The organism is Halothiobacillus sp. (assembly GCF_028710545.1).
Classification (GTDB): domain Bacteria; phylum Pseudomonadota; class Gammaproteobacteria; order Halothiobacillales; family Halothiobacillaceae; genus Halothiobacillus.
Genome location: NZ_JAQTTX010000003.1, coordinates 66,029 through 77,898, shown reverse-complemented (window position 1 = coordinate 77,898; position 11,870 = coordinate 66,029). Strand labels below are relative to the sequence as shown.

Here is an 11,870-nt window from a genome sequence, read left to right as displayed (position 1 = left end):
AGGCTGGCAAACCGCCTAAAGTCGTCATCGTCGCTTGTATGAGAAAGCTTTTGACCATCATGAATTCCATGTTGAAAAACAACACCCCTTGGAACCCGAAAATGGCTTGACTTGAGACACGGTTGCTCTCCCACAAGGGGAGAGGGAGTGTTGCCCCTCTTGATGGCTCGCCAAACAGTTACAACCGAATATCCGCTTCATCGGCTTTCAACAGGTGTTTGAGATCGTACAGCACATGCGGTGTTTTGCCGTAGGCGTGAATGGCTGGTGCGCCCAGGGCTTTGAATTCTCGATGGGCGACGGCCAGCACGATGGCGTCATAGGTATGCGATGGCGGGGCGGTGATGAGGCTAAGGCCGTATTCGTGCCCGGCGCAATCTGCATCGGCCCAGGGGTCGTGCACATCGACGGCAAGACCGTAGTCTTGGAGTTCGGTAATCACGTCGATGACGCGGGTGTTGCGTAAATCGGGGCAGTTTTCCTTGAAGGTGAGCCCCAGTACGAGCACGCGCGCGCCTTGTACGGCCACGCCTTTTTTCAGCATGGCTTTGATGAGTTGGCCGGCCACATACGCGCCCATGCCGTCGTTGATGCGCCGCCCGGCGAGGATCATTTCCGGGTGATGGCCGACTTGCTGCGCTTTGTGGGTGAGGTAGTACGGGTCCACGCCGATGCAGTGGCCGCCCACCAAACCGGGGCGAAAGGGCAGGAAGTTCCATTTGCTGCCCGCCGCTTCGAGTACGGCCTGGGTATCGAGCCCGAGTTTGCCGAACAGGATGGCCAGTTCGTTGATGAGCGCGATATTCACATCGCGCTGGGTGTTTTCGATAACTTTGGCGGCCTCGGCCACGCGGATGCTGGGCGCTTTGTGGGTACCGGCGGTGATGATTTGCCGGTAGAGCGCATCGACCGTTTCGGCCACGGCGGGGGTGGAACCGGAGGTGACTTTTTTGATATCTGGCAGGCGATGGGTTTTGTCGCCGGGATTGATGCGTTCCGGGCTGTAGCCGCAGTAAAAATCGTGGTTGAAGCGCAGGCCGGAGTGCCGTTCGAGCACCGGCACGCAATCTTCTTCGGTCGCGCCGGGGTAGACGGTGGATTCATAAATCACGATGTCGCCGGGTTTGAGCGCGCGCCCGACGATTTCGCTGGCTTTGATGAGCGGGGTGAGATCCGGGCGTTTGTGCGCGTCAATCGGCGTGGGCACGGTGACGATGAATATGCTGGCTTCACGCAGATCGGCAGGATCGACCGTATAACGCAGGTGGCGGGCATTTTGCAGTTCATCCGCCTCGACTTCGAGCGTACGGTCATGGCCGCTTTCTAATTGGTCAATGCGGGTGGCATCAATATCAAAGCCGATCACGGGGCGGATTTTGCCGAACTCGACCGCGAGCGGCAGGCCGACATAGCCTAGGCCGATGATGGCAATAATTTGTTCAGCGGATTTCTTGCTCTTCACTTTAGGGTGATTCCTTCCGGTTTTTTATTGGGGCGGTATGCGCGAATAGTTCATGCGCCCTTCGACGGCGCGGATGCGTTTTTGCAGGCCGCGACTACCGGGGTTGTCCTGATAAAACCGCGGATTGGGCAACATGGCCGCCAAAAACGCGGCCTCGTGCGGCGTGAGTGTAGCCGCGGATTTATGGAAATAATATCGGCTGGCCGCGTCGATGCCGTACAAAAGATTACCCCATTCGACGACGTTGAGATACAGCTCAAGAATGCGCCGCTTGCCCAGCGTGGTTTCCAGCATCACGGTGATAATGGCCTCCTCGCCCTTGCGCCAGAGATTCTTGCTGGGCGAGAGAAACAGGTTGCGCGCCAGTTGCTGGCTGATGGTGGAGCCGCCTGCCGCAAACTCGCCCTCGGCCAGATTTTTTTCGAAGGCATCCTGAATGCCGGTCCAATCAAACCCGTGGTGTTCCATAAAGCGATCATCTTCCGAAGCGACCACGGCACGCTTAGCAATGGGCGCGATGGCGGCGTAATCCACCCAGTGATAGTCCAGTTTGGCCTTGGGGTTGACGGCTCGAATCAGTTCCAAACGTTCACGCATGAAGGCGGTGGTTTGCGGATTGTGCGTGCGCAGTTGCCAGACCTGCACATAAAACCAGGCCTGCACCAGTGCAAACAAAAGCAGTACCGACCCCAAGGTCAGCAAAATGACACGGCGAAAAATACGACGAGGTTTCATTCGTACAGGATACGGTTTTTTTGATGACTTTACCGCGTGTCAGAAATGGACAATCCTGATTCTGATTGCGCAAGGCGCCGTCAATTTTTGACAAAATTGGCCGAAAAGCAATACCTCGACGGGGCAGACAGGCACTCAACCAAAAGCCCGCACACGTTTGCGTGTGACGGACAACAGTGCAAAAAATGCCTGTTAGGGAAGGTCAACATAAGTGCAAATCACTTCATAAATCCCCCTCAATCCCCCTTTTACAAAGGGGGAGGCGTTTTTTCAAAAAGAAAAGGCTGATTCCCACCTTTGGAAAAGGGGGCTGGGGGGGGATTTGATGAATCTTGCCTTTTGGCTTTGTAAACCCCCCTCGATCCCCCTTTACAAAGGGGGAGGCGTTTTTTCAAAAAGAGGAGGCTGCCCCCCCCCTTTGGAAAAGGGGGGCTGGGGGGATTTGATGAATCTTGCCTTTTGGCTTTGTGAATCCCCCTCGATCCCCCTTTACAAAGGGGGAGGGCTGGGCTGTGCGGGTGCTATTTGCCAATGGGGTAGTGATCTATTGGCAGTATTTTGCGGTAAAAATGGAAGGGCTCAAGACCGCCATGCCTGGGGTAAATACCGGGAATTGAATCCGCAGGAATCGACTTGCCAGCGAATCGCGCCGGGTGAACTGGTCAACGGACTGAGGGTGCATATTTTATCCTTTATGGCGGCGTTGGCTTTATTGCCATAGGTCAGTTCTATCTTGCCGCCATTGATGACGGCGACCGACTTCACATAACTGCCCGAAATAGAGCCCGGTGCAGCCAGTCCCAGCGAGGTATTGTTGCCGGGGTTGCCGCTATTGGGGAAATCAGGATGGCCGCCCGTCCATTCGGCCAGCGCCAATTCCGGCCCGGATACCAAGGTGACGCCTTCGCTGACTTGGGCGCGGATGATGTAATCCTGATAGGCGAACAGGGCGATACTCGCCAGAATGCCGATAATGGCGACGGTGATCATCAGTTCGATCAGGGTGAAGCCCCGCACATGATGGGCGGGGATAAGCTTATGTCCGGAAACCGTAAGCATGGTGTGACTCCTTCGGTAAGTTCTTTTCGTGATTTGCAAAGAACATTAGCAAGGAGCAGGCCACGCCAAACTTCAGGTCACGACATCATCCTTAGGGGTGCTGTCAGGTATGGCGGGATTCGGTGATGCGGGGTGACTGACATATTCCGCAGAGCCGAAGTTGCGCTCGGCTTCCCAGGCTTCGTAGTCCGTCACGCCAGTTTTATTGGGCCAGCGCCGGATCACATTCTGGAAAAACTGGTTGTTCGGAATCATCAGGAGCGTGCCGTCCGCTTCACGCAGAGTGGTAAACATCAGGCTTCTGTCTACCGCGCGGCCCTTGACATTGTTCGGCAGCATTTCGATGGTTTCGCCCAGCTCATACGGGCGCCATATCCAGATAAACAGGCTGGCGGTGATGTTCGACACCATGGTCCACACGGCCAGCAGGCCGACGCCGATCACGGCCAGCATACTGGCCAGCATGGCCCAGATGCCGTCGACATTGACGCCAGCCTGGCGCAATAGCAGCAAACCCAAGACAACCCAAAGCGATAGACTGATCGCCCGGCGCAGAATGAGCAATGTGCCCGGTGAAATCGGCGCGTGGCTGACCATCCGGTTGAAATGCCGGCGCAGAAATCTTTGCGCGAGCAACACCGAGCCGCCGCCGAGAATCAGCAACAGGAAAAATGGGACAAGTGCCTGCCATTCCTTCAACCATTGACCCACAGCAGGAAAAAACTGATCAAGACCGCTCATGGAGCTCGTCCTCTTGCTGGAATAGGTAACCTTGACATGACATCGGATGGACTCGACGCCAAGCTTTGTAGATTATGACAGCCAGGAACCGGTTGGCGAACAAGACCGGCACGCTAATGGCTCGTTTGCTCCAACTGCATCCACGGCAGTGTTTCCGGCAGAAAATGGGCCAAGCCTTCAAGCACACCGGCGGCATAGTTACCGTTCATACCGAACAGTCCACCCCGTGCGAGATAAAGCGAGTGGGCGACATCGGCGGATTCGACCAGCGCCAGCGCGCGTGCGCGCACGTCTTCCGGCGCATTGGCCACCAGAACAGATTGGATATGGCTGCCCAACACTTCGAGATCATTTCCCGAGTCACCGGCGAACACCGTGCGTGCCATCGGGTAATGTTGTGTCGCGCTCAAAAATTCGATCGCGTGCAGTTTGCTGGCACTGGCTGGCAGCACATCCAGCAATCCGGTATGCGCTGCTTCATCCACAGACCAGATCAGGCGGGCGTTAATGCCCAATTGCCACAAGCGGCGTACCAGCTCTGCTTCCAGAATTTCCAGATTGGTATCGATATCGACAAAGTAACTGGCCTTGAATACGCCTTGTCGATCGATCGGTTGCGGTACGATGGCTTTGATATCACTGAACAGGTCGGTGATGTCATTATGGGTCATGCCATTCCAATCGGGTCCGAGTTCAGCCGCCCAGGAACGCCACATCGCCCAGGAATCGGGTGGGCCTTCTTCCGGCTCGGGGTGGGTGTAAATCGTGGTACCGACGTCGCCGATGATGTAATCGGGTTCCGGCAAGTCCCATTGATCGATGGCATCGAGCACAAGCTCGATATGCCGACCCGACACCATGACCAGATGGATGCCGGGATGAGCGCACAGGGCACGAAACCTGGGACGCGCATCGGGTGACTCCGGCTGGGCGCCGTTGGGAATGAGCGTGCGATCCAGATCGCAACACAACAAAATGGGCGAAGGTGTCATTTCGGCGGATGTCATGCTTCGGTCTCCTTGGATGATGCGGGGCCCGATGCCTCGGTCGTGGGTTTGGACTCGCCGCTTCTGCCACCGGACTCTTGATCGGTGGACGGCGCTCGACACTCGCCCAGAAAGTCATAAAAATCCATTGCCGCGCGAATACCCGCCACACCACAGGCCGATGGATAATAAATTGAATTGTCTGCACTCTGAACGACGCTCGCGCTCTGCGTATCGGTGCCAAGTTGTGCGCTCAACACGTTGCCGCCCAGAAGATCGTTGTCTGCTTCTGCACTCCCTACGACCAACATGTGCATGAGTGGAATATCGTGCTGATCGGCGAGATAACGAATCGCAAACCCCTTGGATGCGCGTTGGGGCGTTACCAGAAATTCGTTTTTGTTCAACACGGTGATGCGGGCGGGAATATCGGCCTGATGCAACCGATCGGCCAGATCTTCCAGACCGATGAATGCGTCCGCATCCTCGATAAGACCATGAATGGCATACACGCCCTGGTGGCTTCGACCGGACAGCCGGACTCCGGGCGTTTCGGCCAGCAACTCATACACACGATCACCCTGCCAGTCATAGCCGATGTGCCGACTCCAGCCCTTGTCGCGGGAAAGGCGCGCACCGTAATGAATTTGCGTGCCACCCCGGGTAATCAGCACGTCGGGCACGACCAAGCCCTGTTTTTTGAGCAGGGCAAGAATGTCGTGGCGGGGGCGATCGGAAACCAGTCCATACGCCACCTGTCGCCGGTGACGGCGCAGCAGGGCAATCAATTCGCGCAGGGCGGCGACATCAATATCCGTATTCAGAATCCGATCATCGATGAGAATCATGCGATCGGCGGTCATCGGCGTGGATGAGCCATTTGCAGCGGCTTCAGTAGTCCCGGTGGGTGTACTGGTCTGCTGATACAACGGCATGGAAGCAAGCGCCTCGAGGTAATGCTCGACATGCGCGGGCCAGGTGTAATGATGGCGCACGCCTTTGATCCCATTGCGCGCATAGCTGTCCCAACGCGCCGCATCGGTCAGCAAGGCCAATAACTGCTGGCCCATGCCTTCGGCATCGAGCGGATTGATGAGCTCGCCATTTTTGCAGGCCCGGATAATGTCCCGCGGCCCGCCGTCTTCCGTTGCCAGAATGGGCAAACCACACGCCGCAGCCTCGATCAGCGTCAGGCCGAAGGGCTCGGTCAGCGCGGGGTTGATGAATACGCCGCGGCGCTCGGCCGTCCAGCGATAGAAATCAGGCACATCCTGCGATTGATGATGGCGCGGATAAGCGGCCTTGCCGTACAGATCATAGCGATCGATCAACAGCAGAATTTCGGTCAACACCTGTCGGGAACCCGGGTCCATGTCCCGGATGTCATCCCGATTTCCCGCCACGATGACCAGGTTGGCGACTTCTTGCAGTGCGGGGTTGCCTCCATAGGCGTGAATCAAGGTAGCGATGTTCTTGCGCTCGTCGGGGCGAGACAAGGCAAGGATGGCGGGTTTGTCCGGCTCGCGGAGAAACCGGGCCAACTCATCGGCAACGGGCATCGGCCCGGTGATTTTTGGATCGAACCGCGTCAGATCAACGCCCGGCGGAATAACCTGCATGCGCGAGGGATCGGCCCAGTCGTACAGGCCATACTGGGTTTCGATTTCATCCTGCGTGCTCACCACAACCAGCGAACTGGCCGCGAGCACTTCCTCTTCGACGCGAATCCTGCGGGAAAGCGCATATTTCTGTTCGATGACCTTGGCGGACTCGCCACTGGCCAAAAGGCGCTGGCGCTTGACCCGCCCGAGCGAGTGGCCGGTATGCACCAGCGGCACACCCAGTTGCAGCGACAACCGCATGCCCACATAACCGGCATCGGCATAATGACTATGCACCAGTGCGGGTTTGAGCCCGGTTTGCCGGATGTAATCGAGCGCGTGGTCGCTCAGGCTATCCAGATGATCCCAGAGTTGTTCCTTGGGCAGGTATTCGTCCGGCCCCGCAGGCACCCGCACAATCCGTGCATTCGGTGCGTCCGCCAATGGTTCTTCCGGCTGGGCATAATCCGCCGAGACACGATCATCCCGCACGAGACGAGTGATCAAATCCACGCGCGAAACGACCGGATGCTTCGCAAGCGCCCTTGCCAGTTCGACCACATACAGGGTTTGGCCACCCGTGTCGGCATCGCGCCCGAGTTCCAGTTCAGAACCGCGAATCAGGCCGTGTACGCTGATCAGAACGATATAAAGCCCGGGTTTGCGCTCACCGGAGCGGGATTCGAGCATGGGATCGGCCGTGGATTCTGGCCGCGTTTCGGCGGCGCGCTCTTTCACGTGCGCAGGCGTATCGTTCATCGCGCTCCTCCATTTTGCGTACCTTGAGGCATCGATGTCGCAGCCATCAGTTCGGGGTCATCCGGCGGCTGAGGTGCAAACCCTAAGCGATTCAGTACGTCCGGCTCATCAAGCAAATGCCTCGCCAACAGCAATCCCGTCGCGCTCCAGACCTGCCGGACATTGGAACGTCGACCGACCAGCCGGCCTGTTCGTCCATCATAATATTCAGGCCAGTTATCACGAAGCAACCGCTCCTCGGCTTCGGCCCAGGCACGGGAAGCCATGTCGTAACGCCCCGCCTTGATGGCTGCCGCGACGAAAGGCCAGATCAGCACCGGCCAGTTGCCGCCATTGTGATAGGACCAAGGGATGTTTTTCGGGTCCGAGCCGGTGATCAAACGCCATTCGTGGGTTTTGATGGCGGGGTAAATCAGCTTCATCGGCATCCGGCCGATCAGATCTTCCCAGCGCATTTCGATCAGATTCATCAAACCTTCGACCTGCTCCGGCCGGGCCAGGTCGGCCACCAACATCAACAAATTGCCTTGCGAGAAGAAACGAAAATCCACACGCCCCGGCCCGAGATTACCGACAAAATATCCCGCCCTGTCCGGCAACCACTCAGGCAGCCATTCGGGGATCGATTCGGGATAGATATTGAACAGATTTTCGACGTCCTCGCCGAACATTTCGGTCGAGAACCGGTAGATGCGATTGAGCACGTCCATATCGAGCCAATAATACCGTTGCAGGTATTGGCGCAGCACGACGCGCCGACGGTGCGCCAGATCGATCAGCCACTGGCTGCCCTCTTCCGGCACCAGCAGATCGGCACAACACAGCGTCATGTCGAACAGCGCCTGAATTTCCAGCGGATGGCCGTTGACCCCCATCCGCCGATCGATCATGAATGAGCCATCGGGCACGAGCAAGGTGGGGAACACCTCGAACCGGCTTTGCAGGCACAGGCTTAAAATCATCCGCAACATGCGCTGGATTTCCGGCGTCCGGGCAAAGGCTTCATCACCCGTGTACCGCACGTAGGCACGCAGCAAAGCGGCCCACCACATCATCGAATCGACGGGGGCAACGCGCCCGATGGCCCGGTCACCGAAATCGGCGAGGATGCTTTCCTCGCCATTGGCATCACGATGCACGCGGAACGAAGCAGGCAGCACACCGGGCGCGATCTGCTGACCTTCCAGCGCCTCCTGCTGACCGCGCAACTGCATGATGACATGCAAAAAAGAGCGGACGATATCCTCACGGCCTTCAAGCAACATGACGAGACCGGCAGAGAAGAAATCACGAACGAAGCAATCACTGTAATTCACGGCAGGCGCCGTATGATCCGTGCTGGCCACCGTGCCGACGGGCTGCCCCTGATAGTAGATCAGTGCACTGTCGAGCAGGCGGTACGCGTCGTCGAGCGCCGGGGAAAAACCCGCATACTTGGGGTGTTCAAAACAGGAATCCGGGTTTTTCTGAGCCACCGAGGAACTCCCTTCAAGCAAAGCCAATCGAGTCAATCAGCCGCCGGCGCGCCCTCGCGAGCTGCGACGAGGCCAAACAGAGCCTAACCCGACACTAACATAGTTTGCTTATGGATGCTCGAATGCAAAGCCAGCCCAAATCCCCCTCTTTCCCCCTTTTACAAAGGGGGAGGCGTTTTTTCAAAAAGAGGAGGCTGATTTCCCCCTTTGAAAAAGGGAGGCTGGGGGGATTTACCCATTCATAACCAGTGCTCGAAGGAATCTGATTCAATCAGAGATTGATCAACCCACCGCGCGCGTGTTCAAAACGCCATCGTGCATCACCAATACCCGCTGCATGCGTTCGGCCAGTTGGTTGTCGTGCGTGACCAGCACGATGGCGGTTCCGAACCGCTGATTCAACGACACCATGGCATTGAAGACACTGTCGCTGCTGTGGCTATCGAGGTTGCCGGTCGGTTCATCGGCCAGCACCACCGCCGGCTCCGTCACCAGCGCGCGGGCAATGGCGACCCGCTGACGTTCACCGCCGGAAAGCTCTGCGGGGCGATGTTCCGCACGCGCGCCCAGCCCGACGGCTTCGAGCATCCCTCGGGCACGTGCATGGGCTTCGATCCGGGGCAAACGACGAATCAACAACGGCATGGCGACGTTGTCGAGCGCGGAGAATTCCGGCAGCAGATGGTGTGCCTGATAGACGAAGCCCAGATGACTGTTCCGCGACCTTCCTCGCGCCGCTTCGCTCTGGCTGGAAAGCAGGTGCCCGGCCAGCCAGACCTCACCCGTCGTCGGCTTGTCCAGCCCGCCCATCAGTTGCAGCAGGCTGGATTTACCGGAACCGGATGCGCCGACAATCGCAAGCATTTCGCCCTTTTTGACGGCCAGATCGATCCCTTTGAGCACCGGCACGACAAGATCGCCTTCACGATAGGTGCGGTGCAGGTTTCGGGTTTCGAGCACGATGTCGGGATTACCGATGGTGGTGGAAATGTCATTCATAACGCAAAGCCTCGGCTGGCTGCACACGCGAGGCGCTCCAGGCAGGATAAATCGTGGCAAGGAAGGACAACCCGAAGGCCATCAAGCCGACGTGCCACACGTCGTTCCAGTCGAGGCGCGAGGGCACTTCGCTGATGTAATACACGTCGGCGGGCATGAACTGGGTACCGGTGAGATGCTCGATCCACGGCACGATGGTTTCGACGTTCGACGCGATCAGCACCCCGAAGCCCACGCCGATCAGCGTACCGATCAGGCCGATCACGGTACCGGAAATCAGAAAGATGCGCATGATGCTGCCGGGGCTTGCGCCGAGCGTGCGCAGAATCGCAATGTCGCCGCGCTTGTCCGTCACCACCATCACCAGTGTGGACACGATATTGAACGCCGCAACCGCCACGATCAGCGAGAGAATGATGAACATGACGGTGCGTTCGGTCTGCACCGCGCGGAAGAAATTGCCGTTCGCCTGCGTCCAGTCGGTCGTCCAGTACGGGTTGCCGAGCTTGAGGTTCAGATCGCGCGCAACCCAGGGCGCGCGGAACATGTCGTCGAGTTTCAGCCGCAGACCGGTCACGCCATCCCCCATCCGGAACAAAGCCTGCGCATCCTTGAGATCGATGAATGCCGAACCGCGATCGTATTCGTACATGCCAACCTTAAAGATGCCGACCACGGTGAACTGCCGTTGGCGCAACAAGCCACCCACGGGCGTCACGGCGACATTGGCGGTGATGAGCATGAGCTTGTCGCCCACCGCCACGCCAAGGCTTTGGGCCAGCGCCTCACCGAGCACAATGCCGAACCCGCCCGGCTTGAGATCACTTAACGAACCGGCGACCATGTGCTTGCCGATATCGGTCACCGCGTCCTCGTATTTGGGCTCGATACCGCGGATGATCGCGCCGGAAACATTCGGCTGGGCCGACAGCATCGCTTCGGCCTGAACGTAGGGTGCGGAAGCTACTACATTCGGCTCGTTTTGGACCTTTTGCGCCAGTGAACGCCAATCCTGCAAAGCCTGACCGTTCTCGCTGATGGTGGCGTGCGCCGTCATGCCGAGAATACGATGCCGCAGTTCATCCTGAAACCCGTTCATCACCGAAATCACCACGATCAGCGCCGTCACCCCCAGCGTGATGCCGATGATCGACGTCGCCGATATAAAGGAGACGAACCGGTTACGCCGCTTGGCGCGGGTGTACCGCAAGCCGATTAGCCATTCAAAAGATCGAAACATGCCGTGTATCCGCTGGATTCTTTTATAAAACGCCCAGCAGTTTAGCAGCCGCGGGCACACTATGACCGCAGGAGTACCGAAATGATTCAGAGCGCGTTACACTGTTGTCTACGTGCACTCGGTCAAACTTCGGACTGAACACCCTTGGAAGATTATGTCTCGCCCCCATTTAGGAGTTGTTGTTATGGATCAACGGACCTCGCCTTTTTTCTCTCGTTTTGTCCGCAACCTGTCGGCATTCGGCATCGGTTTTGCGCTCGTGATGGGTGCGCAAGTCGCATCGGCCGATGAATTGGTCATGCGGCCGGACATCAATCAGGCCAAGCCCGGAACAAAATATTACGTCCATGGCCTGTCCATGGCCCAGGTGGCCAAAAAGTTCGGCCAGCCCAGCAAGAAACTGGCACCTGAACCGGCAAAGGGCACCAAATATCAGCCGCCGATCACGCGCTGGGTTTACCCTGAGTTCACCGTGTACTTTGAGCATGGGCACGCAATTCACCTGGTGAAACATCACCAGCGACCGAAATAATCTAAACTCTATTCGGTCATTATAAAATTTCATGCCCTGCTTAAATCGTTCCCCCTTATTTATCCGGAGTTCAGTGATGAAAACAAATGTTGGTTCAATCGATAAGATTCTGCGGATTGTGGTTGGCCTGGTGCTCATCGCCCTATCGGTATTCAATATCGGTGGCATTGGCTACTGGGGTTATATCGGGATCATCCCGTTGCTGACCGGTCTGTTCAATTTCTGCCCGGCATACACGCTGCTCGGCCTGAACACCAAAGGCAAATCTGCCGAGTAGTTTC

Annotated in this window: 11 protein-coding genes and 1 pseudogene; 3 read left to right on the top strand and 9 right to left on the bottom strand. The window is 57.5% G+C overall.

Translation table 11 applies throughout. From position 1 onward, the window contains the following. A pseudogene (locus tag PHD44_RS01110) lies at positions 1-110 on the top strand (IS110 family transposase); the annotation flags it as partial. A 68-nt stretch (positions 111-178) separates the two neighbouring features. On the opposite strand, the gene tviB reads toward PHD44_RS01110, so the two are convergent. From tviB to PHD44_RS01065, 9 genes are all read right to left on the bottom strand, one after another. After that, positions 179-1,462, bottom strand: coding sequence for a Vi polysaccharide biosynthesis UDP-N-acetylglucosamine C-6 dehydrogenase TviB (gene tviB / locus PHD44_RS01105; protein ID WP_300187070.1), 1,284 nt, complete (start codon positions 1,460-1,462; stop codon positions 179-181). A gap of 24 nt (positions 1,463-1,486) precedes the next feature. Next, positions 1,487-2,197, bottom strand: a complete 711-nt coding sequence (mtgA, locus tag PHD44_RS01100; RefSeq protein WP_300187067.1) for a monofunctional biosynthetic peptidoglycan transglycosylase — start codon at positions 2,195-2,197, stop codon at positions 1,487-1,489. 579 nt (positions 2,198-2,776) lie between these two features. Further along, positions 2,777-3,256, bottom strand: coding sequence for a pilin (locus tag PHD44_RS01095; RefSeq protein WP_300187064.1), 480 nt, complete (start codon positions 3,254-3,256; stop codon positions 2,777-2,779). A gap of 72 nt (positions 3,257-3,328) precedes the next feature. Continuing rightward, positions 3,329-3,997 (bottom strand): mechanosensitive ion channel domain-containing protein, encoded by a 669-nt coding sequence (locus PHD44_RS01090; RefSeq protein WP_300187061.1) that lies wholly within the window; start codon positions 3,995-3,997, stop codon positions 3,329-3,331. 113 nt (positions 3,998-4,110) lie between these two features. Beyond that, the gene (locus tag PHD44_RS01085; protein ID WP_300187058.1) at positions 4,111-5,004 is read right to left on the bottom strand and encodes an HAD-IIB family hydrolase; all 894 of its coding nucleotides are present in this window, start codon (positions 5,002-5,004) and stop codon (positions 4,111-4,113) included. Next, positions 5,001-7,343, bottom strand: coding sequence for an HAD family hydrolase (locus PHD44_RS01080; RefSeq protein ID WP_300187055.1), 2,343 nt, complete (start codon positions 7,341-7,343; stop codon positions 5,001-5,003). Before PHD44_RS01080 ends, PHD44_RS01085 begins: the two co-directional genes overlap by 4 nt. Then, positions 7,340-8,818 carry a glycoside hydrolase 100 family protein gene (locus tag PHD44_RS01075; RefSeq protein WP_300187052.1) on the bottom strand — a complete coding sequence of 493 codons (1,479 nt, stop codon included), beginning with the start codon at positions 8,816-8,818 and terminating at the stop codon, positions 7,340-7,342. Before PHD44_RS01075 ends, PHD44_RS01080 begins: the two co-directional genes overlap by 4 nt. A gap of 282 nt (positions 8,819-9,100) precedes the next feature. Next, entirely contained in the window at positions 9,101-9,817 is a 717-nt protein-coding gene (locus PHD44_RS01070; protein WP_300187049.1) for an ABC transporter ATP-binding protein, read from the bottom strand. Further along, on the bottom strand, positions 9,810-11,057 hold the full coding sequence (locus PHD44_RS01065; protein ID WP_298220913.1) for a lipoprotein-releasing ABC transporter permease subunit: 1,248 nt from the start codon (positions 11,055-11,057) through the stop codon (positions 9,810-9,812). Before PHD44_RS01065 ends, PHD44_RS01070 begins: the two co-directional genes overlap by 8 nt. 184 nt (positions 11,058-11,241) lie before the next feature. Here PHD44_RS01065 and PHD44_RS01060 point away from each other — a divergent pair, with 184 nt between their 5' ends. Together PHD44_RS01060 and PHD44_RS01055 are read left to right on the top strand one after the other, a co-directional pair. Then, on the top strand, positions 11,242-11,589 hold the full coding sequence (locus tag PHD44_RS01060) for a hypothetical protein (RefSeq protein ID WP_300187046.1): 348 nt from the start codon (positions 11,242-11,244) through the stop codon (positions 11,587-11,589). Between the two features lie 76 nt (positions 11,590-11,665). Beyond that, positions 11,666-11,866, top strand: a complete 201-nt coding sequence (locus tag PHD44_RS01055) for a DUF2892 domain-containing protein (RefSeq protein WP_290679924.1) — start codon at positions 11,666-11,668, stop codon at positions 11,864-11,866. Positions 11,867-11,870 lie beyond the last annotated feature (4 nt).